The sequence below is a fragment of the Siphonobacter sp. SORGH_AS_0500 genome (assembly GCF_031453245.1).
Taxonomy (GTDB): domain Bacteria; phylum Bacteroidota; class Bacteroidia; order Cytophagales; family Spirosomataceae; genus Siphonobacter.
On sequence record NZ_JAVIYT010000008.1, the window covers coordinates 135,610 to 160,378 of the forward strand.

The window sequence follows — 24,769 nt, forward strand, 5'->3', positions numbered from 1 at the left end:
ATAATTTCGTATAAAGTGCATGCAAAGGCGAAGTTTACGCAAGATATGAAAAAACACAGAACTTTCTATGGGAATATCAGCACTTTAGCTTACAGTCAGTATGATTTATTTTAGATTTGTAATGCGTAAGTCGCTCGTTTCGCGAACCAAGCCTGCCCTATTCCTTTTTTAAAAGCTATATGCTCTGGCCGACTGCTTATGTTATACCGCATTGCCTTTTTCAGTTCCTCTAAACAACTCCTTCAGGAACAGGAGCTCATTGCCATTTTAGATCAGTTTGCTACAACCGTTGACGCCTTTGACATTAAAGGGGTTTTCATTTATCTTAATGGAAGCATGTTGCAAATGGGCGAAGCTGAGCTTGAAAAGTTCGAAGCTTTTATCGATTTATTAAAGTCAGATCCACGCCAAACCTACATTACTATTCTCTCCAAAAATCCCATTGAACAGCGGATTTTTAACCGAAAATATCTCTTTTATAAAACATTGGATGCCAAGAATTTTTCCGGTTTAAGCGAGGTCATCCACACTGTCTTTCCGCCTGATTACGGGAATAATCCAGATAATGAAATGATCAAAATTATTACTAACTTTTTTCAGGATAATTATCGAAATTAACTAAACTATTGATTCATTAATCAATCTATTGGGTAGTATTATCCATTATAAATACATGAGTCGAGTAATTAATTGAGATGAATAAGTTCATACCCATACATGCTTAATTTAAAAGCTATAACTATTCTCTAAAACATGATTAATAACTAGTAAACCCAGTCTATTAATTACCAGGGCATGTATTTCCTTATCCAATTGTTAACGCTATGAACTAATTCTTTCTTTAGGAAATCTTAAAGCTCAGCAACTGATAGTGTATTCTAATGGTACGCATTCCATCCTACAGGAGAATATTCAGGTTAATTAAGATGAAATCCAATCCATTAAGTATTGATTACCAGTCGTTTTACTGATTCACTAGCAATGGTAGTTTAATTGGGCATACCCGTATCTCCCTTGATTATTACCCCAGGAAAAGCCCACTCAATTCATGAAAATTGAGTGGGCTTTTCCTGGGGTAATAATTAACTAGGCAATCAGACTAGCATTCAGTTTAATTTCGAAACTAAACGCTCCGCTTACGGGACAGGTTTTTTCAGCTTCAGCGGCGATTTTCTGAAATTCTTCCTCCGTAATACCGGGTACTTTTGCCTGTAACGTTAATTCAGACAAGGTAATCTTTCCGTTGTCCAAGGTAATAACTGATTCCGTTTCTAAAGATTCTACGGTATAACCCGCCTGCGTCAAATCCAGGTCTAATTTCATGGTGAAACAACCTGCGTGAGCTGCGGCCAGTAACTCCTCGGGGTTCGTTCCTACTCCTTCAGCAAAACGGCTATTGAATGAATATTGAGTCTTGTTAAGCGTAGTGCTTTGCGTCGTTAAATGACCTGCTCCTGATTTAATGTCTCCGTTCCAAACGGCTGTAGCTCTGCGTTTCATGATTGTGTTGTTTTTGTAATAGATTGATTGGAAATATTTTGTACCAAATAGTACAATATTGGCTAAAAAAATTTACTCGATTACGGCCAGATTCAATTTTAAAAGTTCAGCCAGTTTTGCCGAATCCGTTTCCATCCGACGCGTTACGTTAATGCCATTCCACAGATTAATCAGATACGACGCCAGCGTTGCCGGAGGCAGGTTTGTTTGAAGTAACCCCAGGTCTTTTCCTCGCTGCATGGCTTCTTCAAAAATACTTTCCAGCAGGGTTAGGTAATGAGCAGCCAGCAACTTAAGTCCTGAATCGTTTTCGCTAATCTGTACAAGAGCATTCCCAAAGTAGCAACCCTGATTCCCAATCGGCGATTGTTCTCCCACTAAACCCAAAAAGAAGTCCTTAATCAGCTTAACGGGGTTATCACAGGCATGAATGGCTGATCTCAACTCTCTGAAATTCTGATCCACCACCCGCTTCATGGATTTTTCGAACAGTTCCTGTTTGCCTCCTTTGAAAGCCAGGTAAAAACTGCCCTTGCCAATACCCATGGCTTTAAGCAAATCGTCTGCTGAAGCGTTGGCGTAGCCTTTTTCCCAAAATACGCCCACCGCCCGATCAAGGGCCGTTTCTTCGTCGTATATTTTGGGTCTGCCTGCCATTCCTGTTTGTTTTGCTCTACAAAGGTATAATATTGTACTGTTTAGTACAAAATATTTTTTCATTTATTTTTAAATTCTTTTCGCATCCGACTCCTCTGTGATCTGATCCTTATTATTAGCAAAAACTGAACGCGACCTTTTACCTTTGACTAACTCTTATTCCTGCAAAAGCCTTGACAGAAAAGTTTCGTTATAAATTTCAGGTCCGTTGGACTGCTTTGCTCGGAGCCCTGAGCTTCGGCATTGTGGTGCCTACGTTTTACATTCCCATGGAGTTGGGTTCCTCCGCTCACCTGCTCTCCATTCTGGTGGCTACCCTAACCAGTTATATCATTTGGGAAGGAAGCAAGCTCATTCAGGCCTTAACGCTGTACTTTTTCCCCTGGGAACGCAGCATTACCAAACACCTGGTGTATGAAGTACTGGGAATTTTTCTGTTCTCTTCGTTGAGTCTGATTTGCGGAATTCTGATTTATGGCCGACTGGTAGCATCCGAATTAATCACACTTGGCGTAATCGTCCAGAATGCGTTCGTTTCCTTCCTGCTCGCGTTGCTTTTTACGGCTTTCAATGAAGGAACTTTTCTTTTTAACCAATGGAAACAGTCGCTGGTTGAACAGGAAAAACTTCGGCAGGAAAACCTCGTGGCCCGCCTTGAAGGACTCAAAAAACAACTCGATCCGCATTTTCTCTTCAATAGCCTGAGTGTGCTTAGCGGTGTAGTGTATAAAGATCCGGCTCTGGCCGATTTGTATATCAGTAAACTAGCCCAGGTGTATCGGTATGTGTTAGATCACACCGAAGAAAAACAGGTACCTTTAGCTGCCGAAATTTCCGTAGTTGAAGCTTATTTATTCCTGCTCAATGTTCGGTTCTATCATAAAATCGAAGCCCGCATTGAGCTTTCCCACGCCCAACGGGCTCAGGTATTGCCCCTTTCCATTCAGTTATTGGTGGAAAACGCTGTCAAGCATAATTACATTTCCGACGAACACCCGCTCACGCTTTCCATTTATACGGAAGGTTCAACGCTTTGGGTGACCAACAGCATTCACACCAAATCGGGAAAGGTTAATTCGAGCGGTATTGGACTGAAAAACCTACAGGCTCGTTACCAGTTTATGACCGGACAGTCGATTGTGGTGGAACCCGATTCAAGCGTATTCCGGGTAGGGTTACCCTTGATTTACTCTGAAAAAGCATGAAAGTAGTTATTATTGAAGACGAATATTTTTCAGCCGAAAAGCTCCGGTTTTTACTGGAAAAACTTGATCCTACTATTGAAGTACTGGCGGTATTGCCCTCGGTTGAAAAAAGCGTAGCCTGGTTCAGTGCTCATGCCGAACCTGACTTGATCTTCTCCGACATTCAACTGGAAGATCAGGAAAGTTTCGAGTTATTCGAACGGCTCTCCATCGATGCTCCCATCATTTATACCACTGCCTACGACCAATACGCCATTCAGGCCTTCAAGCAAAACAGCATCGATTATCTACTGAAACCCATTCAACCCGAAGAATTACGGGCGGCCTTGAAAAAGTACGAAAATCAGGCGTATCGTTTATTGAAAAAAGGTTTGTTACCCACGCCTCAACCAACGAAATCTGAACCCAAAGAGCGTTTTATGGTGCGGAAAGGAAATGGCTTCGCCGTGGTTAAGGTTCAGGACATCGCTTATTTCAAAAGCGAAGACAAACTCAGTTTTGTCGTTACCTTCGACCAGCAGAAACTGTTAATTGACGCGACACTGGAAGAACTCAGCGAACAGGTAGATACCCGTCGCTTCAACCGGATCAGCCGTAATCGATTGGTTTGCATTGACAGCATTCATAAAATTCATCCGCATTTCAATGGTCGGCTCAAACTGGAGTTGATGCCACCCGACGAAGAGGAAGTATTCGTCAGTCGCGACCGGGCTACGGCCTTTAAAGAATGGATTAACTCCTGACCTTGCTTTTTTGGCCCTACGATTCAGTCAGGTAATGTTACAACTCGGGAAGTGAATTCGACCAGTCATCGCTAAAAGCTCGGTTTAGAGCCTCTCAGACCGAATATTTACTGAAAAAAGTAAAACAAAAGCGATGACTGCAATCCTCATATTCTTTGCTATACACTGGTACGGAGCCTTATTTTTCCAGACCGTTTTCCTTCACCGTTACGCTGCCCACCAGGCCTTTACCATGTCCAAAGGCTGGGAACGGACGTTTTTTGTATTAACCTGGATTTTTCAGGGTTCGAATTACCTGAGTGCTTACGCCTACGGCGTGATGCACCGCATGCACCATGCCTACGCCGATACGGAAAACGATCCGCACTCGCCGATGTACAGCAATGGCATTTTTGATATGATGCTGAAAACGGCTAAATTCTACTCGGCCATTCGCGAACGCCGCATTGCGGTTGATCCTAAATTTACCGCCAACGTTCCTGATTGGAAAAGTTTCGATGATTTCGCCTCTAGCCGGGTTTCCCGTGTGGCCTGGGGTACGCTCTATACCCTTTTCTACATCTACTTCGCACCGTCCTGGGGCTGGTTCCTGTTGCTACCCGTTCATTACCTGCTGTCACCCATTCACGGTGCCATTATCAACTGGTTTGCTCACAAAATTGGCTATACGACCTTCAAGGTTAACGATACTTCAAAAAACCTGATGCCCGTGGATTTTCTAATGATGGGCGAAGGTTTTCACAACAACCACCACACCTACGGCAACCGGGCCAACTTTGCCTTCAAATGGTTTGAAATTGATCCTTCGTATCAAATCATGAAAGTATTGAATGTCCTCAACGTCATTCAGTTACCCAAAGAAAAAGGTCGTACAAAGGTCTTTATGGAGAAAAGAAAAATGGCCTCCTAAGCGATCCACGTTGTTAGTCCTGTAAAAGGTAACCACTGAAATGGTTACCTTTTATTTTTTTACCTAGGTTGCGTGCTGACTATTTGTAAGTTAACATAGTGAGTAGCCTTCCAATCGTAAGTCGATGGAAGAATCTACCAAATAATTAACCTGTATTCCGTATTTTTACTCGAATTTTTGCAAACAAAATCTGGGTAAGGCCATACTACAGCGATCTTTCGATACGGATCAGGAGTTACTAGCTCGTCTTCAAGAAGGAGACGAAAGTGTATTCTCGTCCCTGTATGATCGGTACTGGTCTCCCTTGTATGCGTACGTCTATAACCGCATTCGGCTAATCGAGGAAAGCGAAGAGCTGGTTCAGGAAGTCTTCATTATTTTCTGGGAAAATCACTCGGCCCTGACCGTTACCGACTCCCTCGCTCCTTACCTGTTCAGTGTGCTCAAAAAGCGGTTACTCTCCTATTTCCGTTCGGAAAAAGTACGCAGCCAATACGCCGAGCACTTTAGTCATTTTCTTTCTCAGCAAGTCGATAATTCTACCGATGAAGAATGGGCGGCGGAAGATTTGAAACAACGCATTGAATACGCCATCAGTGAGTTACCCAATAAATGTCAGCAGGTGTTCTGGATGAGTCGGCGACAGCAGCTTTCCATTGAGGAAATTGCCCGGGAACTACAGATTTCAAACCGAACGGTTGAAAATTACTTGACAACGGCCCTCAAGCATCTCCGATCGGTGCTGGGTGATTCTATTTTATTACTAGCCATCGGAATGCTATTTTGCCGTTGATTCATAGGCATTTTCCGAAATCACAGGAAGTTTATTTTACTAATTTTAAGTTTTTCAAAAAATAATTGCCTTTCGACTATGTGTTAAAGCCCACTTAGGGAATATAACAGTAGAGAGGCAGCTAGAGGCGTGAATTTTTAGGTTTATTAACCCGAGTATTTCACCTTTTTTCCACTCTAACCTGATTGCATCACTTTATGAATGAAGAACAATTTGACCGGATCTTAAGGAAAGTTCTGGACGGAACCGCCACGCCTATCGAACAGAAACAGGTCGATCAGTGGCTGGCTTCTTTCCCTGAACAGGCTTTTGAAGAAATACCGGCCATTGAAAAACAAGCGATTAAAAACCGAATGCAGGAACGCATTCAAAAACACATTCAACCCAACCCGGTACGTCGCCTGCCCTGGTATCGACACATCGCCTGGCAACTGGCGGCAGCTCTGGTAGTACTGATCGGAGCCGGACTGGCAGGTTATCAATACTGGGCCAACCGTGTTACCCTTGAAATGGCTTATGCAAATGCGAAAGAGATTCATAAAGTCATATTACCCGATGGAACGCTGGTATGGTTGAAAGACTCCAGTAGTCTGGAGTATCCGTCCCGATTTACGGGAAACCTCCGGGAAGTAAAATTGCACGGAGAAGCGTTTTTTGAAGTAGCCAAAAACCCTGAACACCCATTTATGATTCATTCGGGCCGCATGACGACTAAGGTTTTAGGAACCAGCTTTAATATCCGAAACCGGGCTGAAAAGCTGGAAGTGGTTGTATTTACGGGAAAGGTAATGTTAAGCTCGCCGCAGGGTCAGGTTACTTTATTACCCGCTCAAAAGGCCGTTTATCAACAAAAAAGTCAGGATTTTAAACCGGAGATACTGCAACCCAGCGAACCCGAAAAGCTGACCTATATTCAGGGAACGGAGTATCCCATGCAGTTTGAGGACGTACCGATGTTTGAAGTGTTAACCCGTATTGAGAAGAAGTTTAACGTTCACATCATCAGCGATAAAAAGTCCATTTATGACTGTTTATTAAGAGCCGATTTAACAGACCAGTCGCTGGAAAATACATTATCCGTCTTAACGCAAACTTTTGGGGGTACGTATGTCATCGAAGGGTCGAGCGTTGAGTTAAAAGGTCTTAACTGCCAGTAATTTTCTATTCACTTAATCATTTATTCACTTCTATTTCTGACTGGATGACATAAACCTGTTCTCAACTCTTTAAAAAGGCCAGAAGTGCCCCCGCACTCCTGACCTTACATGAACACCCAGTAACGCAATTACTCCCGCTCTAGGAAAGCGGGCAGGTTGTTCATTGTCTTATTCCGAAAACCGTCTGAATAAAACTTGACCAAATTAATGCTAAAAATTTATACCCCCCAAACCGTCACTTATCAACTTATGCGATTTACGGTTTATCAATGCTTTCTGGTGCTATGGCTGGCTTCCATGACCTTTGCTCACACCAACTACGCCCAGGGCGTTCTGGATCGTTCGGTCACTATCTCGATTCAGAATCTTACGTTAAAACAAACGCTGCAACAGCTCGAAGCCAAGGCGAGTGTACGATTCGTATACAGCAGCAGTTGGCCACAAATGAACCAGAAAGTAACGGTTTCAACGGTCAATACTTCCCTGAATCAGGTATTAGAAAAAGTATTAACTCCCGCGGGGATGACCTTTCAGCCACACGCGAATTCTAACATGATTGTGATTAAGCCCCTGAAATCAACCAGCTCAACGGACGTTCCGCTGGAAATTCAGCGGGAAGTGAGCGGTCAGGTGGTCAGTGCGGATAACGATCAGCCCATGATTGGGGTAAGTGTTCGGGTTAAAGGCACCTCTCAGGGAACCGTTACGAACGACCGAGGCGAATTTCGCATTACCACACCCGACAAAGGAATTGTATTGATATTCAGCTACGTAGGCTACGAAACCCGCGAGGTAGGAATAGGCACTCAATCGTATCTGAAAGTAGATCTGAAGCCCAAAGATGCTTCGTTAAACGATGTAGTGGTCATTGGTTATGGAACCACCACTCAACGTTATAACACCGGGGCCGTTAGCTCCATTACTGCGAAAGACATCTCCGTTCAGACCATTTCTAACCCGCTGGTTGCCTTGCAGGGTAGAATTGCGGGAGCTCAGATTACGCAGAATAATGGTTTACCCGGCAGTTCCGTTCGTATCCAGATTCGCGGCCAAGGTTCATTATCTTCAGGTACGGTTCCTCTCTACGTAGTTGATGGTGTTCCGTTTACCCTGTTTAATGGTGGACAACCCGCCAATGACAACCTGAATGCTTATGGTATTTCTGGTGCCAATGGTGAGCAAAGCCCTTTAAGCCTGATTCCCCCCGAAGATATTGAGCGAATTGACGTATTGAAAGATGCGGATGCTACGGCCATTTACGGTTCACGCGGATCGAACGGTGTCATTTTGATTACTACGAAGAAAGGCAAAGCCGGGAGAACTCAGTTCAATGTTAATGTCAACAGCGGAGCGGGAAAAGTGCCTCATTATATCCCCATGCTCAATACGGAACAATACCTTTCTTTACGCAAGGAAGCTTTTGCCCGAGCGAAGGTAACGCCTACTACTTCGAACGCTCCAGATTTAACCTTATGGGATCAGAACGCCAACACGGATTGGCAACGCAAATACCTGGGCGGTACGGCTCAATTTGTGAATGCCAGTGCATCAGTTTCGGGAGGCAATGCCTTTAACTCTTTCTTATTCAGTGGTTTATATCGCAAAGAAGGCACCGTATTCCCCGGAAATCTGGGAGCTACTACCCTTTCGGGACGTTTCGCTGGTAGTCATACCACGGCGAACCAGAAATTCAGAATCGATTTCACGACCTCTTACTCTCACCTCAAGAACAACCTGGTTGGATCGGATCTTACTTCTGTCTACAGTCTGGCTCCCAACTATCCGCTGTATAATGCGGACGGTAGCTTGAACTGGACCGGAGGTTCAAACCCGGAAGGTCTGCTTATGCAGGAATTTGACAACGTAAGCACGAACTTCATTACTCAACTGAATTTAAAATATACCATCTTACCCGGCCTGGACGTAAAAATCAACAATGGTTATACGTTGACGGGTATCGATCAAATTCAGGTTAATCCGGCCCGTTCACAAAACCCGTTGTATAACCCCATTAGCTCGTCCGTTTTTGCTAACAATAAAATCGAATCTTACATTGTAGAGCCTCAGGTAGACTACCGCAAAGCTTTTGGAAAAAGTCAGATCAATGTTCTGGTTGGGGGAACGTTCCAGCAATCAAATGCTACGGGCCAATCCATTGAAGGCCGTAATTATACCAATGATGCTCTCCTTAAATCGTTAATAGGAGCGGGTACTATACTCGTTACCCAGAATAACTATTCGCTCTATAAATACACTTCTGCTTTTGGTCGGGTAAACTATAGCTGGGACAACAAGTACATTCTTAACGGAACCTTCCGCCGCGATGGCTCATCCCGCTTTGGTCCTAGCCATCGTTTTGGAAACTTTGGGGCTATTGGAGCTGCCTGGCTGGTTTCTTCGGAAGAGTTCATGAAAACACTTCCCTGGTTTAGTTACCTGAAACTCAGAAGTAGCTATGGTTTGACGGGTAATGATCAGATTCCTAACTATGCCTATCTCCCTACCTATCAGCTCACGAGTAGCACTAATGTTTATTCAGGAACGGCTACGTTGGTTAATTATAATATTCCTAATCCAACGCTCCATTGGGAAACGACCCGGAAACTCGAAGTAGCTCTCGAAATGGGTTTCTTACAAGATCGGATTCTGCTGAAATCTGCTTACTTCCGTAATCGTTCGGGCGATCAGTTGGCCAGTACCAACATGCCTACCCAGTCAGGGGTGAATTCCTTTTCGAGTAACCTGGATGCCGTCATTCAGAATAAGGGATTTGAATTCGAACTGAATACCATCAATGTAGCTACGGCTGCGTTGCGATGGTCAACGAATATCAATTTTACATTCCTGAGAAATAAGCTCCTTTCCATTGGCGATCCCAAAAAGCTTTTCAATTCCAGCTCTTATACCATTGGCCAGCCCGTCAACGCAACCCGCCTGTATCAATACACTGGTCTGGATGCCAACGGTTTGCCAACCGTACAGGATATTGATGGCGATGGCGTCATTAACTTCAACAAAGATCGAGTGATGGCTCCTATCGGGAATCCCTTCTTTGGTGGTATCAATAACTCCCTTTCCTACAAGAATTTCCAGTTAGATGTATTCCTGCGGTTTAATCACCGAATGGGCTATCAATTTAATTTTTCTGATTTATACGGCTTCCCCTTAGGTAATAGTGTGGCAAACAAAACAACGGCGGCTCTGAACCGGTGGTCCGAGAGCAATCCTAACGGTGTTTATCCGGCAGCTACTACGCTTTATTCATCCGCGTTTAGCTACTATTCTTCCTCGAATGCTCTGTGGGGAGATGCCTCTTTCCTCAAGCTCAGTACGGTAAGTCTGTCCTATAACCTTCCTGCTGCCTTGATTCAGCCCCTTCAGCTTTCGAAAGTTTCGGTGTATGTACAAGGGCAAAATATGTTTACCTGGGCCAAACAGAAATACATCCTTGATCCTGAAACTTCACTGCCCGGTACGGGTACCGGGTTGGGTTCGGGCCAGTTCCAGGCAGTGCCTCAGCTCCGTACCATTGTTGCAGGTCTTAATGTGTCATTCTAAGCAGGATATTCCCATGAAATCTATCTTTCGTTTTCCCCTCTTTATTACATTGGCAAGTTTAAGTCTTGCTTCATGTGAGAAGTTTGTAAGCATTGATTATCCTCCCACCGTTATTGGGGTAGATGACGCTTTTAGCTCTGATGCCTCAGCTACCAGCGTGGTGTTAAATATGTATTCTACCGTTCGCAGTAACCCTACCATCTACTGGACTGTATTTGGCGGACTGTTGAGCGACGAATTGGAATACACTCCTACTAACTCAGATCTGGAACAGTTCGAAAACAATACGGTTTCTCCACTCAATACGTTTGTTTCTGACTACATCTGGTTCGAGGGCTATCGCTTTATTCGTCAGGCCAACATGGCGATTGAGGGTATTTCTAAGTCACCGGGTATGACTGAAGCAGGCAAAAAACAGTTGCTCGGCGAAAGCAAATTCTGGCGTGCCTACGCACTATTCCATTTGGTAAATTACTTCGGGGATGTGCCTTTAACGGTTTCATCGGATGAGTTTCTAAATGCTGGCCTTCCCCGAACCCCGGCAGCTCAGGTTTGGGCTCAGGTCATCACCGATTTGAAGGAGGCCAAAGCCAGCCTGCCGACGGCATACGTAGGTAGCTTACGTACCCGAATCAACAAACACACGGCTTCGGCATTGTTAGCACGTGCGTACCTGTATACCAAAGACTACGCGAATGCCGCTGCGGAAGCTTCGGAAGTGATTGGTTCGGGGACGTATAGCCTGGGAGATCTTTCTACGACCTTTGTTAACAATAGCAACGAAACGATTTTCCAGACGGCTACCTTACTGGGCTTCACAAGACTGGGAGCGAATTACCGTACATCCAATCCTAATGCGGCTCCAGGTTTTGTGTTGAAATCAAACTTTGTTCGTTCGTTCGAAGCGGGGGATAAACGTCGTACGGCCTGGGTCGATTCCATGACCATTGGGAGTACCGTATACCAGCGGATCAACAAATACAAACTTCAAACGGCAACAGCGGGTAACGAAAACAACGTGATGTTCAGACTGGCCGAACAGTATCTGATTCGGGCTGAGGCACAGGCAAATTTGAATCAGTTCACGGCAGCTAAAGCGGATTTGGACATCGTTCGCAGCCGGGCTGGCCTGTCGGCTTCTACCGCCACTACGCAAAGTACCTTGCTAGCAGCGATTTTGCAGGAACGTAAAGTAGAGTTCTTCGGAGAATTCGGCCATCGCTGGTTTGACCTCAAGCGAACTAACCAGGCTGATGCCGTGCTAACTCCGATTAAACCCGGCTGGAAAACGACAGGACTGTTAATGCCCATTCCTTCAACCCAGATTGAAGCGAATCCGGCATTAACGCAAAACTCAGGCTATTAATCACTCACTAATAACCAATATCTATTTATGAAAAAAATAACCACCCTGGCTGGACTGATGCTCATGAGTATCTCGGCCTCGTTTGCTCAAAAAGCACCGGCTTCGACGTACCTGATTAAGGGTGAGATTAAAGGTTTAAAGGAGGAAAAGATTTATCTGTATTACCCCAAAGGCAGTGAGTCGGGCCGTGATTCCGTTGTAACGAAAGATGGCAAGTTTGCCTTCAAAGGTACTTTAGACCATGAAGGAACGGCTTCGCTTTCACTGGCTTCCAATCGACAGCAATTCGTAGCCTTTTTTATAATGCCCGGCATTCCTACCACGGTCACTGCCGTGAAAGACTCCCTTTCTAAAGCTACTATTCAGGGAGCGAAGGAAAATAAGGAATGGAAGCAGCACCGCCACGAATTGGAATCCATCGTTTTTACGCAGTTACAGGCCATTGAAAAGAAGTACGCTGGCTATCGATCAGGCCCTAAACAGATCCTACCCGATAGTCTGGCAAAACTTCAGTCCAAGGAAATTCAGAACCAGTTCAAACGGGCCGATAGCCTTTCTCAGGCTTTCATTAAATCTCATCCGAATTCAGTGGTAAGTCCCATGTTGGCCATCAGTTACTACAGCATGGAACCCGAAGCGGAAAAACTTCCGGGCCTGTACGCGGGCATGAGCCCAGCCGTTCAGAATTCATACTACGGAAAACAGATCAAAACACTGACCACCGATCTGGCCAAGATTGGACTAGGTAAGCCCGCTCCGGAGTTTTCCATGGCCGATACGTCCGGTAAGGCTTTCGCTCTGTCCTCGCTGAAAGGTAAATACGTTTTAGTGGATTTCTGGGCGAGCTGGTGCGGCCCCTGCCGGAAAGAAAATCCAAACGTGGTAGCTGCGTATAACAAGTACCGTGACAAAGGATTTGAAATTCTGGGTGTTTCGCTGGACTCTAAAAAGGCAGCCTGGGTGAAAGCTATCGAAGCCGATAAATTAACCTGGCCGCATGTTTCAGATCTAAAAGGCTGGCAGAATGAAGCCGCCGGACTGTACGTAGTGAAGGTAGTTCCTACTAATTTTCTGTTGGATAAAGACGGAAAAATCGTCGCTAAAAACTTACGTGGAGCCGATCTGGAAAAGAAACTGGCGGAGTTATTAAAGTAATGATTAAACCGGGAAGAGTGGGTTTCCTACCCTTCCCGGAAACTAAATAGCAGGTTTCAGTTTTTACTCTTCATCAACATTTTACTGAAACTTTAGAAATTCTATGAAAACGCAGGCAGAGCCCCGAGCATTAGATCTCAGCGAAAAATTCAATCACCTGTGGCACTTGGTGGGTAATACGCCCATGCTTGAAATTTTTTATACCCTTGAAGGAATCAGCCGTTCCATTTTTGTAAAATGCGAGCATTATAATCTGACGGGAAGTATCAAAGATCGCATGGCCTTATACATTCTCGATCAGGCGTATCGTCAGGGGAAAATCAACCCTTCGGACACCATCGTCGAAGCAACTTCGGGCAATACCGGTATTGCCTTTTCTGCCCTGGGGAAAGCCCTGGGTCATTCCGTTCGGATCATCATGCCAAACTGGCTGAGCCGCGAACGCATTGATATTATCCAAAGTCTTGGAGCCGATATCACACTGGTTAGTAAGGAAGAAGGCGGTTTTCTGGGTATTATTCGTCTCAGTGAGGAACTGGCCGCTCAAGGGGATGTTTTCCTGCCCCAGCAATTTGAAAATCAGTATAATGCCGAAGCACACGAACGAACCACTGGTCCCGAAATCTGGCGACAACTGGATTTAATCAATAAAAAGCCGGATGCTTTTGTAGCGGGCGTAGGTACGGGCGGTACCGTTATGGGTATTAGTAACTATTTGAAGGAGCGAGATTCGTCGATCCGCATTCACCCTCTAGAGCCCGCCGAATCCCCTACGCTGACGACGGGTTATAAAGTAGGTTCTCACCGGATTCAAGGGATTTCGGATGAGTTTATTCCCGCCATCGTTCAACTCGATCAACTGGATGCAGTAGTGCAGGCTCACGATGGAGATGCCATTTTGATGGCTCAGAAATTATCCAGAGAACTCGGTCTGGCCGTTGGCATTTCCTCCGGTGCTAATGTGATTGGTGCCATTCGGCTGCAACAGCAGTTAGGTATCAATTCCTGCGTGGTAACCATCCTCTGCGATAGTAACAAGAAATACCTGAGCACGGATTTAGTAAAAACCGAACCCCTTAAAGAAGATTACCTGAGTCCGGTCATTACGTTCTCGGGCTATCGACCTATGCCTCGTTTAGCTACTCACCCGGCTTTGATCTAGCCATCACTTATTGAATTGATAGTAGACATGAAAAGAAGCTTATTCTTTTTACTGGTTTTGTTGTGCCCTTATTGCCAGGCTCAGCTATTTAACCCCGTTACCTGGGACTTCAAAGCGAAGGCCACCTCCCCTACGGAAGCCGTATTAACCTTTCAGGCTAAAATCTCCCGGCACTGGCACATTTACTCCCAGCATTTGGCCGATGGAGGCCCCGTGGCTACCTCTTTTGTTTTCAATCCAAGCAAGGAATATACGCTAGTGGGTAAGGTTGAGGAAAAGTCGAAAGTGGTGAAAGGCTTTGATAAGACCTTTCAAATGGATATTAGCTGGTTTGAAAATCAGGCCCTATTCACGCAAAAAATCAAACTTACGGGAAATAAAGCCACGGTTTCCGGCAAGCTGGAATTCATGGCTTGTGACGACGAACGCTGTTTACCTCCCGAAGAAGTAGCGTTTGATATTCCCGTGCAAGGGCTTAGTGAACCCGTAGCAGCCGTAACTCCGACAAAACCTGTCAGAGATTCCATCCCGCAAGTTAGCCAATCGCTGGTCAGCGATTCTATAAATATCGGTTCGAAGTCAGCATCTGTGGACACGGCTCAGGCTCACGAGTTACCAGTCGTTCAGGCGAACGAATTTCCCAAACCCGAAGAAGAATCCTTATGGGTAACCTTTGTAGCAGGATTACTGGGGGGACTGGCCGCCATCTTCATGCCCTGCATTTTTCCGCTATTGCCCATGACGGTTAGCTTCTTTACCAAGCAGGCAGAATCCCGCTCCTCTGGTATTCGCAATGCCCTGCTCTATGGTCTGTCCATCATTGTTATCTATGTTTCGCTAGGCTTATTGATTACGGTGCTGTTTGGAGCCGATGCTCTCAATAACCTCTCTACAAACGGCCTTTTCAACTTCGCCTTCTTTCTTTTGCTTGTCGTTTTCGCGGCTTCCTTTCTGGGTGCCTTCGAACTTATGCTGCCCAGTAGTTGGGCGAATAAGATGGATCAGAAAGCTGATCAGGGCGGTTTGCTGGGTATCTTTTTCATGGCAACCACCCTTTCGCTGGTTTCTTTTTCCTGCACGGGTCCCATCATTGGAACGCTGCTGGTGCAGGCCGCCGCTCAGGGAGCATTGCTAGGCCCGGCCATCGGCATGTTTGGCTTTGCATTGGCTCTGGCGTTGCCGTTTACCTTGTTTTCGCTGTTTCCTTCCGCTCTCAAATCCCTGCCTAAATCGGGCGGCTGGCTGAATTCGGTGAAAGTAACCCTGGGTATTCTGGAACTGGCTCTGGCTCTTAAATTCCTTTCCAACGTTGATCTGGCCTATCACTGGCAGTGGTTCGACCGGGAAGTGTTCCTCGTCCTCTGGATTATCCTTTTCGCTATTTTAGGATTCTATCTGCTGGGTAAACTCCGCTTTGCTCACGACTCAGCACTGGTAAGCCTTTCGGTGCCCCGTTTCTTTTTAGCCGTGATTTCGCTCAGTTTCTCGCTGTACATGGTTCCCGGACTTTGGGGGGCTCCCCTCAAAGCCATTGCCGCTTTTCTACCTCCCCAGCAAACGCAGGACTTTGATCTTTACTCGGCCAGTCTGGCTGGAAATTCGGGTAGTGCTCCCGTTTCTCAAGAGAAACACAAATACGGCGATTTATTTCACGCTCCGTTGGGACTGAATGCCTACTTCGACTACGACGAAGCTTTGGCGGAAGCCCGGAAAACGGGCAAACCCCTCCTGATTGATTTTACGGGACATGCTTGTGTAAACTGTCGAAAAATGGAAGCTACGGTCTGGCCCGATCCTGCGGTATTAACCACCATTCGGGAAAATTATATTCTGCTTCAACTCTACGTGGATGATAAAACGGAGTTAGCTCCTGCCGAACAAACGGTTATCAATGGTAAAGAAATCAAAACCATCGGTAAGAAATGGAGTACCCTACAGGCTACCCGTTTTCAGGCTAACTCCCAGCCCTATTACGTGTTATTAGATCCGATCACTGAAAAACCTCGGGTTAAGCCCCAGGGGGCTAACTATGACATAACCGAGTTTCTGACGTTCCTTCATGCAGGGATTTCTAAACCTTAAATTGTTATTTTTTAGTTTTGGTTAAGTGTAACGAATAGGCTCTTTTAGTGAAAGAGCCTTATTTTTTGAGCCTGTCTCAGTAAACCCACTAGTCTCTTTCTTTTTGTAGGTAATTCAAAAAGAAAGAGACTAGCTTTCATGATTGCTACCCCACTAATACTCATTCTTTCCAATGGCATGGAAGCGGCGGCAGTGCTAGCAAAAGCTGGTAAGTCTAAATCAAAAAAGCGGTATCAGAACCTATCTGATACCGCCCGGTAATCTACTAATACGCTTAGAGACTTATTTTTTCTGTTGCGAAAGGAAAGTAACTAAAGATGCAAATTCTTCGTAAGACAGAGCATTGGCCAGTCCAGAAGGCATCATGGAATTTTCCATTTCCTTACGACTTAGAATATCCGAAGTCTTGATGGTATACACCGTTCCCGTGATGTCACGCATGATTACGCGGGTTGGGTTTTCTTCCGTTACAAAGCCCATGTAGCTCTTCTTGCCTTTTGCGGTAATCATGACCGTCGAGAAGCCCTGGGAAATAGAAGCATTAGGCTTCAGGATTGATTCGGCAATTTGCTCCCGCGTCATGATCGAGCCGATTTGTCCCATGAAAGGTCCTTTCATCGGTTCTGTTTTGCTCAGGCTATGGCAGGCAATACAACCCTGATTGGTAAAGAGCGTTTTACCCTTCGAAGGATCTCCTTTCAATTGAGCAATCGCCAGCATTACGTCTTCAATCGAAGATTCGCCTACCTGCCCTTTTTTATTCTTGATTTTTTCTAAATCAACCTTAGGTTCTTCTTTCACAGCCGCGACTTCTTCGCCACCAAATTCAGAAATACCTAAACGTAACTTCGCATTCAGATCCGCATACGCCTGTTTGTCTGAAGACTTTTTCCATTCCTGCGTCAGGAAGGTTTTGATGGCTGGGGAAGATTCCCAGGTGATCGCTTTGTAGTAAGGTCCATGCGTATCGGGACGCGTGCTCCACCACCAACTAGCATCATAAGGAGCTTCTTTGTGGTACAGACGAGCAACTGTCTGGAGAATTTGCTTCTTCAAAGCCGGATCGTTGCTCTTCTGATACGCCTGAATCAACCCGTTTACGGCTTTTGGCGAGTGCATGTAACGCAGGGCCCATAAAGCCAGCGTAGACTCATCTGTACCAATGGCCGCTACGCAAGCGTCCACTGCCTGTAAGTTAACCAGAGCACGAACGGCTAAGTGTGGAGGTACAATGGCCGAATTCGGCGTCGCGTGTGGTCCTTCGGTACCTTTCGCCGGAGCGACAAAAGAAGCGGGAACTTTGGTTTTCAGAAGAGCCGTAGCCGCTTCGGGTTTACCTAAACGTCCGATACCAATAATCGCTGCCGTCTGCACGCGGGGAGAAGCATCGTTCAAGGCTTTCAGGAATGGATCGAGGGGCACCTGAGCGGCCCAGGCTTTACGGTCAGAAAGGGCTTTCAAGGCATATTCACGCAGATCGGCGTCGTTGGTATACGTTACCAGTTGGTTAATACCAGCCGCTCCGTTCAACTGAGCATAGGTGAATAACGCCGCTACCCGACTCGATAATTTCTCCTTGGTATCCGAAATGATTTTTGTAATCATCGGATTTGCTTCCTGAGCTGCTTTGCGGTTGATTAATTCCTGCTGAGCAGCCAGACGAGCAACGTTACTACCCGCTTTGAGCTGAGCTACGACGTCTGAAATGCTTGCTTTTCTTAAATCGTGGAAAGCCTTATACTTCCAGTCTTTGGGAACAACCCGAACGACATAGCCTTTGCCGGGGTTACCCGAGTAACCCGCACCGTCCCAGGCCGCTAAATACGCCCGGCCCGAAGCATCCAGATCCACATCCGTGATTTGGGGTAACTTGATGAATTCTTCTTCCTGTTGCGTAAAAGTCGCCTTATCGGGCTTCACGCGGTGAATGAAGAGGAAGTTACGACCCCAGTCGGCCATTAAAGGCACCTGGTTGTAACGCTCAGGCCAGGTTTCATCGTCAATAAAGAACGAGCCCGTACCAGAACCGCCACCTAAGTCCACCAGAGCAGGGATGATCTCTTCCGTAAAATTCTGGAAAAAGACCGGATACCCGTACTCACCCGATTGTAAATGGTGAGAGAAACGAATATTCCAACCGCCGCCGTCATTAGTGTTATCCCGCGTGAACACATTCATGTAAGGGTCAATAGCGACGTCATAAATGTTACGTGTACCGTGGGAGAAAATCTCCATTTCTGTGCCGTCTGGTCTTACCCGAACGATGCCGCCACCCAACATGGTCAGTTTTTTACCTGAACGGTCGGTAGCATTGTGGAAGCCAAAATCCCCCACAGCGATATAAATCCAGCCATCAATACCCATGCGGATTCCGTTCGTAGCGTGGTCTACACCCCGGTTACGGATATACGCAGCATTACTAATGTGTTCAATCAACATTTTTGACGGACCGTCAGCGACACCGTCCTGGTTTTTATCTTCAAAAACCACCAGATTCATACCCGTAGCCAAACCGGTTTCGGGAGAGAAAGCCGCGTGAAGCACGTATACTTTGTCGCCTTCAATCAGAATCCCACGGGGGTTGTTTACTTCCGCAAAAACGGTGTGTTTATCTACCTTGCCATCATTATTTGAATCGACGAGCTGGACGATACTTCCTTTGCCGGGTTCTTTCCCAAGTGATCCCATTTTGTCAACTCCCACGTACACCTCTCCGGTTGGAGCAACCGCCAGACAGGCTGGACTGGGAGTTAAATTCGGGCCAGAAAAATAGGTCAAGTCCAATTCTTTCGGCCAGCTTACTCCTTTCAAGAGGGTATCAGAACTGGTCGTCATGCTCCGCTGGGGAACCTGAGACGGAGTAGACATTTTAAGTGCAGCAACTCCTAAAAAAAGAGCGGCAGTAACCAGCGGTACGGTAAGCTTTATCATACTAAAAAATCAAAGGGTAAAACAGGTTTAGAAACACGGCCTCAGTGATAGTACAAACGGTTTTCTTCACTATTAGAATATTAAGGGTTATATATACCCTGTTTTCGTGAAATCAACTTCCTTAGTACTTTAAAAGCCCAGACTGTTACCATTCCTGCATATGCATCAACATAAGGTTTCTTAACAAAAGAAATCTAATTATCTCATTAGTAATACCAAAAGCGACAAATTGACAAAATTGACACTTTATTTGACGAAAATCTACCCCTATTACGTCCAGCTTTCCTCGTATCTGTTGTAAAATACTATCATTTGCAAAGCAGGCTTGTCCGGCTTTTCTGAACGTCTCCTCCCTGATTATGGCTAGTGATTACCAAAAAATCTTTACTCAATCAGGCATTTCTTCATGATAAGTTAATCCAATTTCTAGTCAGTTAATACGAAGGGACACGCCTGTATAGCTGACCGGAAAAGCATAGGTTACCTCTCAGACAATGTTCTTTCCTACTTGTGAAGCGGGTCGTTTGCTGACTGACATATGCCTGAAACGACATACTCCAACACGTTTATATAAGTAATAAGCTTCTTCGCTCTAGACCACAGACGTGGAGCCTAACGGCAGATGGGAACCTGCCATTATTGATAGGAACGAGAAGGAATCTGGCTCCAGTAGCCACAGGCTCCTCCCAAAACGTTCATCCCAAACCAAAAGAAACCTTGGATTATCGTTTTTTTCAACGGGCTTCCAAGAAGACACTTCCCTAACCTACTAAGACGAAAGAATTTTAAGATAAAATCATCTCCCTACCCGATTTGGTACTTACTTTTGCGGGCATGAGTCCACTTTTCAAATCCATTAGCGTTGTTTTCTTCACTGGCTTACTGCTGTTGAAGACGCTTATGGTACCTTTGATTCTGATGGACTTTGAGCTTCGGCACGATTACATTGCCAGCGAATTATGTGTCAATCGGGACAAGCCCCAACTGCATTGTGACGGCAAATGTTACCTGGCTAAAAAATTAAAAGCTGCTCAGGACTCCGAGGAAAAAGAAGCTAGCGGACGACTGCTGAGTCAGTTACTGGAGGTTCCGGCTCAACTTACCCAAACCCATATTACCTTTCACTGCCCTACGGTTTCATCCGAACCGACTAATAGTACCTTTACTTACCTCTGTTTCTTCCCTTCCAGTCTGCCTACTGACATCTTCCGCCCCCCAAAGCTAGGCTAATTTCAATGCTGCATTCCGTACGTTTTTTAGAATATCCGTGAGCTTTCTATCCTCATGGCTAAAAATCATTAAGGAAATACTTTCGGGCCTTCGCTTGGTCTGGAATGCTCCCTTGTACGTCTGACAGCCTCTTTTCTTTCCCTTTCTGAAGTCGTTGATTCCTTTTCAGGTAATCAACCCATTGCTTTTAATCTAGTCCATGAAATTCCATTTACTCGTTTTTCTTTGCCTTTGTGTAGGGCTGGCACCCGCTTACGCTCAATCGGGAACCCTAAAGGGTCGCCTGGTTACCTTTGAAAATGAACCTCTGGCGGGGGCTTCCCTTTCCTTTCAACCTACTACGCTTGGTACTCAAACCGATTCGGATGGTCATTTCAGTATCACCGGCATTCCTGCGGGGACTTACGTACTGATCGTATCGAACATAGGTTACCGGGCTCATACCCAAAATCTCACGATCCGACCCGGTAAGAATCCTTTTCTTAACCTGCAGCTGTCAGAGAGCCGACAGGAATTAAAGGAGGTCATTGTCAGTGCAGCTAAAAGCCAATATCAGGTACTTGCCTCCGCTACCTCTACTCGTCTGGAGCAGCCGTTGCTAGCTACTCCACAATCTGTGCAAGTAGTAAATGCTCAGGTACTTCAGGATCGGCAGGCCTTTACCCTTAATGACATTGCGGGCACCTTTACGGGCATGAAAGCCAATAACGGCAACGGTTCTTTTCAAATACGGGGCTTTACGGCTTATTCGCCTAACGACGCCAGCTTTTTACTCTACAATGGCATTCGGGGGAATCTGTTTCTCTGGAGCCAGCAACCGCTGCTTTACAACATTGAGTCCGTAGAGCTTTTGCGGGGTCCCTCAGGAGCTTTATTTAGTGAAGGTTCGCCGGGAGGAGTGGTTAACTTCATTACTAAAAAACCACTGGCTCAGAAAAAAGCCCGTGCGGATCTTTCGCTGGGTAGCTGGGCTTTTCGTCGGGTAGCCCTCGATTTTACCGGCCCTCTTTCTACCAATCAGAAGTTACTTTACCGGGCCATTATTGGCTATGACCGCTCGAAAAGTTTCAGGGATTATCAGGACAAAGAAAATCTGTTTGTAGCTCCTTCCCTGACGTATCTGATTAATACCCGCAGCTCGCTTCATCTGGAGCTTAATTATGCTTATCAGAAGGCTGTCCATCAGTACGATAACGGAAGCTACATTTATACCCGGCCCGATGGCAGCTTTGATTTTAACTATTACCCCAATCACCTGACGATTCAAAGTCCGACGGATTACGGACGCACGCACAACGCTTCTGCTACGCTAAGCTTTACCCATCAGCTAACAGATCAATTGAGACTGACTGTGGTGGAACGGGCCGTTCGAAACGTGTTGGACTTTACGGATCATATTCCGAGAGGCCGAATCCGAAATGATTCCATTAGTCGGGGGTATCAGGACTGGCAAACGGATCGCTTTAGTTTACAAACCACAGCCTTTGCCAGCTATACTGCTAAAACGGGAGCTATCGCTCATCAGGTAGTTGTAGGAGTGGATTATAACCGCTACGGCTGGACGAAGAATGATTACCAGTATAAAAATTCCACCCGAATTTCAATCCTTCATCCAGACTACTCGGGTAGTGTGCCCGATGCCTCAGTTCCTGCGATTGAAGCTGATGATAATAAGCGAATTACAAACCTGATGGGTGCTTACGTTCAGGATCAGGTAAGCCTGGGGGAACGGGTGAAGGTATTACTTTCGCTTCGGTATGATTCGTACCAGGGGAAGGAGACGCCGCTATCCGACCGAGATAATAAGCAAGGAGATACTTTGCAGGCTTCAGGATGGATTCCCCGGGTTGGCCTCGTGTACTTACCTGTTCCAAACGTATCCATTTATGGCACTTACTTAAAATCGTTCAACCCTCAAACGTCAACGAATGCCCTGGCAGGCGGCCCCTTCCCTACTCGTCAATCCACTCAGTTTGAAGTGGGTTCGAAAGCGGATTTGATTCAGGAACGCCTCTCCGCTACCTTATCCCTCTATCAGATTAATTACGCCAATATTCTGACGGCAGCTCCAACGCCGGAAAATTCACACCGTCAGGCTGCTATCGACGGTACCCGAAGCCGGGGAGCGGAATTCTCCCTGACGGGTAGCCTGGGGCCGATACATCTGATTGCCGGATATGCATTCAATGATCACGTGCTGGTGAGTACCAGCAGCTACGGAAAAAAGGGAGATCGCTTTGCTAATGCTCCCCGCCACCTAGTGAATGGCTGGGCTAAGTATACATTTTCCTCCAAAGCCCTGAAAGGACTAGGATTGGCAGCAGGGGTTCGCTACGTGGGCGATCAGGTGGGACTTTTGAGCAATCAACATTTCATTTTTCCCGCTTACACCGTTTTTGATGCAGCCCTTTCCTACCAGCGGAGCCGGTATTTACTCCAGGTTAATGCCTATAACCTTACTAATCAGCATTACTTCACGGGTAGCCGCTCTAGTACGACGACGGCAGGTTTGGGTGATCCTTTCAATTTCCGGGCAGCCCTTAGCTATCAGCTCTGGTAAGGTAAGTAGTTGTTAGTTGACAGACTGATAGCCAACATTTTACAGCCGAACCATAGATTAGTAAATCATTACAAGAACTTAAATTCAATGTAGCGTTCTCTGGGAGTAATCTCTGCGTTGAAGCTGATGAAGTACGATCAAACGAGTTAAAACGTTAAATGTATGAATAAAGGAAAACTCACTCGCCTCACCTTTACCCTTCATAGCTGGCTGGGATTTGTTAGTGGCATTTTCCTGCTGCTGCTGGGCCTGAGTGGTTCCGTACTCGTCTTCCGTCATGAACTGGATCATTGGGCTAACCAAGAACTGTTACAGGTTTCCAGCCAGGGCAAAACGCTGGCTCCTGATCGACTTTCCCGGTGTTACCATACCATCGTTGACAAGTACGGTGATCTGGATGGCATTGCCTGGCTTAACCCAGAAGCAGGTCCTGATCAGGCTTATAATTTTAGAATTTACTATAACGATGCCCGCCTGTTTACGTATGATCTAGGTTTGATTTCATTTGACCCTTATTCGGGAGCCATTCTGAGAGAAGGCCCTTCCCGTTCGTTTACGCCCAGCTTTATCGAGTGGTTATTACAATTTCATTTCAGCTTTCAGTTGGGGATTCCCGGGGCGGCTCTGACCGCCATTTTCGGACTAACCCTGCTGCTTTCGTTACTAACGGGAGTCATCGTTTACCGGAAAATGTTTTGGAAAGTACTTTCTTTCAGAATCAGGATTAACCGAAAAAACTGGCGAACCATCAGTTCCGACCTGCACCGAATCGTTGGTGTATGGTCTCTGCTTCTGAACGCCATTATTTTCTTTACGGGTTTTTACATGAATCTCTTTGCATTTGAAGCTAAAACCTGGCGGGGAGAAACGGTTCCTACCCAACCGAATACGCTGATGGCTGCCTCTCCCGATCAGATGTTACAACAGGCTCTGAAAGCGTTCCCCGGACTCCAACCAAGCTATGTGTATTTACCCACTCAACCCACCCGTACATTTGAAGTTAGAGGTTATACCCCTAATCAGTGGAAACTTTGGGGGGCTGGTAATAACGTAAAAATAGATCAGCAAACGGGTAAGATCACCCGAATTTCACGTTTGCAGGATAAGTCATTAGGAGAACGAATTGAAGCCACTTTCTTTCCCCTGCACGTGGGTAACTACGGTGGTCTGCCCGTTAAGGTGCTTTACGTAATCATAGGATTAACCCCTGGACTGCTTTCAATAACAGGCTTTTTGCTCGGGTGGCGACGTTTGAGAAAACCCGCAAAAGCTCAGGTTAGCCCTGCTTTCAAGCCACGTCCATTACTAAAAAAATAACGATGCTTTAAAATAAGAGCTATGAGTCCATTTGTTAAATCCATCAGCGTCATTTTTCTGACTGGCTTATTGCTGGTGAGGGCATTGGTGGTGCCTGCGATTTTGATGGACTTTGAATTTCGTAAAGACTATATTATTAAATATTACTGCGAAAACAGAAACCGACCCGAGCTACACTGCGATGGCAAGTGTTACCTGGCTAAAAAACTCAAAGCCACTCAGGAATCGCAGGAAAAAGAAGCTAGTCAGCGTTTACTAACGCAGGTTCTGGAAGTCCCTGACCAACTTAGCCACTGGCAGTTTACCTTCGAAGCCCCGGACTTCGAATCTACGGCAGTATCGTTCCCTTTTTTCTATCATCGTTTCTTTCCTTCGGCTGAAAAAAACGGCCTTTTCCGTCCCCCCAGGCCTTAAACGTCCCTACAGTCTGTGCTTATTCTTCC

Annotated in this window: 19 protein-coding genes; 16 read left to right on the plus strand and 3 right to left on the minus strand. The window is 45.9% G+C overall.

The genetic code is table 11. The annotated features are described in order from the left end of the window. The first annotated feature begins 198 nt into the window (after nucleotides 1-198). Entirely contained in the window at nucleotides 199-618 is a 420-nt protein-coding gene (locus QE357_RS23885; protein WP_309713503.1) for a BLUF domain-containing protein, read from the plus strand. Between the two features lie 468 nt (nucleotides 619-1,086). On the opposite strand, the gene QE357_RS23890 is transcribed toward QE357_RS23885, so the two are convergent. Together QE357_RS23890 and QE357_RS23895 are read right to left on the minus strand one after the other, a co-directional pair. Continuing rightward, nucleotides 1,087-1,500, minus strand: a complete 414-nt coding sequence (locus QE357_RS23890; RefSeq protein WP_106636094.1) for an OsmC family peroxiredoxin — start codon at nucleotides 1,498-1,500, stop codon at nucleotides 1,087-1,089. A gap of 72 nt (nucleotides 1,501-1,572) precedes the next feature. After that, nucleotides 1,573-2,157: a TetR/AcrR family transcriptional regulator gene (locus tag QE357_RS23895; RefSeq protein WP_309713506.1), complete on the minus strand. Its 585-nt coding sequence runs from the start codon at nucleotides 2,155-2,157 to the stop codon at nucleotides 1,573-1,575. 173 nt (nucleotides 2,158-2,330) lie between these two features. Between QE357_RS23895 and QE357_RS23900 the strand changes: the two genes are divergently transcribed. The 11 genes from QE357_RS23900 (at nucleotide 2,331) to QE357_RS23950 (ending at nucleotide 16,549) form a co-directional block, all read left to right on the plus strand. Continuing rightward, entirely contained in the window at nucleotides 2,331-3,362 is a 1,032-nt protein-coding gene (locus QE357_RS23900) for a sensor histidine kinase (protein WP_106636092.1), read from the plus strand. Continuing rightward, nucleotides 3,359-4,105 (plus strand): LytTR family DNA-binding domain-containing protein, encoded by a 747-nt coding sequence (locus tag QE357_RS23905; RefSeq protein ID WP_309713509.1) that lies wholly within the window; start codon nucleotides 3,359-3,361, stop codon nucleotides 4,103-4,105. Before QE357_RS23900 ends, QE357_RS23905 begins: the two co-directional genes overlap by 4 nt. 133 nt (nucleotides 4,106-4,238) lie before the next feature. Continuing rightward, nucleotides 4,239-5,015 (plus strand): acyl-CoA desaturase, encoded by a 777-nt coding sequence (locus QE357_RS23910; RefSeq protein WP_106636090.1) that lies wholly within the window; start codon nucleotides 4,239-4,241, stop codon nucleotides 5,013-5,015. Between the two features lie 202 nt (nucleotides 5,016-5,217). Next, nucleotides 5,218-5,808: an RNA polymerase sigma-70 factor gene (locus QE357_RS23915; RefSeq protein ID WP_309713980.1), complete on the plus strand. Its 591-nt coding sequence runs from the start codon at nucleotides 5,218-5,220 to the stop codon at nucleotides 5,806-5,808. A gap of 197 nt (nucleotides 5,809-6,005) precedes the next feature. Then, entirely contained in the window at nucleotides 6,006-6,965 is a 960-nt protein-coding gene (locus QE357_RS23920; protein WP_106636088.1) for a FecR family protein, read from the plus strand. Between the two features lie 207 nt (nucleotides 6,966-7,172). Next, the gene (locus QE357_RS23925; RefSeq protein WP_309713517.1) at nucleotides 7,173-10,523 is read left to right on the plus strand and encodes a SusC/RagA family TonB-linked outer membrane protein; all 3,351 of its coding nucleotides are present in this window, start codon (nucleotides 7,173-7,175) and stop codon (nucleotides 10,521-10,523) included. A gap of 13 nt (nucleotides 10,524-10,536) precedes the next feature. Next, on the plus strand, nucleotides 10,537-11,889 hold the full coding sequence (locus tag QE357_RS23930; RefSeq protein WP_309713520.1) for a RagB/SusD family nutrient uptake outer membrane protein: 1,353 nt from the start codon (nucleotides 10,537-10,539) through the stop codon (nucleotides 11,887-11,889). Between the two features lie 27 nt (nucleotides 11,890-11,916). Continuing rightward, on the plus strand, nucleotides 11,917-13,044 hold the full coding sequence (locus QE357_RS23935; RefSeq protein ID WP_309713523.1) for a TlpA disulfide reductase family protein: 1,128 nt from the start codon (nucleotides 11,917-11,919) through the stop codon (nucleotides 13,042-13,044). Nucleotides 13,045-13,147: 103 nt separating this feature from the next. After that, complete coding sequence (locus QE357_RS23940; protein ID WP_309713526.1) at nucleotides 13,148-14,206, plus strand: PLP-dependent cysteine synthase family protein; 1,059 nt, start codon at nucleotides 13,148-13,150, stop codon at nucleotides 14,204-14,206. A 27-nt stretch (nucleotides 14,207-14,233) separates the two neighbouring features. Beyond that, nucleotides 14,234-16,288 carry a cytochrome c biogenesis protein CcdA gene (locus QE357_RS23945; RefSeq protein ID WP_309713529.1) on the plus strand — a complete coding sequence of 685 codons (2,055 nt, stop codon included), beginning with the start codon at nucleotides 14,234-14,236 and terminating at the stop codon, nucleotides 16,286-16,288. Nucleotides 16,289-16,426: 138 nt separating this feature from the next. After that, complete coding sequence (locus QE357_RS23950; protein ID WP_309713532.1) at nucleotides 16,427-16,549, plus strand: hypothetical protein; 123 nt, start codon at nucleotides 16,427-16,429, stop codon at nucleotides 16,547-16,549. A 21-nt stretch (nucleotides 16,550-16,570) separates the two neighbouring features. Here QE357_RS23950 and QE357_RS23955 read toward each other — a convergent pair whose 3' ends face one another. Further along, nucleotides 16,571-19,219 (minus strand): HEAT repeat domain-containing protein, encoded by a 2,649-nt coding sequence (locus tag QE357_RS23955; protein WP_307144242.1) that lies wholly within the window; start codon nucleotides 19,217-19,219, stop codon nucleotides 16,571-16,573. An 813-nt stretch (nucleotides 19,220-20,032) separates the two neighbouring features. Between QE357_RS23955 and QE357_RS23960 the strand changes: the two genes are divergently transcribed. The 4 genes from QE357_RS23960 (at nucleotide 20,033) to QE357_RS23975 (ending at nucleotide 24,740) form a co-directional block, all read left to right on the plus strand. Then, a complete protein-coding gene (locus QE357_RS23960; RefSeq protein ID WP_309713534.1) occupies nucleotides 20,033-20,449 on the plus strand; it encodes a hypothetical protein in 417 nt (138 codons plus the stop codon). 199 nt (nucleotides 20,450-20,648) lie between these two features. Continuing rightward, complete coding sequence (locus tag QE357_RS23965; RefSeq protein WP_309713537.1) at nucleotides 20,649-23,009, plus strand: TonB-dependent receptor; 2,361 nt, start codon at nucleotides 20,649-20,651, stop codon at nucleotides 23,007-23,009. Nucleotides 23,010-23,171: 162 nt separating this feature from the next. Next, entirely contained in the window at nucleotides 23,172-24,326 is a 1,155-nt protein-coding gene (locus tag QE357_RS23970) for a PepSY-associated TM helix domain-containing protein (RefSeq protein ID WP_309713539.1), read from the plus strand. A 21-nt stretch (nucleotides 24,327-24,347) separates the two neighbouring features. Further along, entirely contained in the window at nucleotides 24,348-24,740 is a 393-nt protein-coding gene (locus QE357_RS23975; RefSeq protein ID WP_309713542.1) for a hypothetical protein, read from the plus strand. The last annotated feature ends 29 nt before the right edge of the window (nucleotides 24,741-24,769 follow it).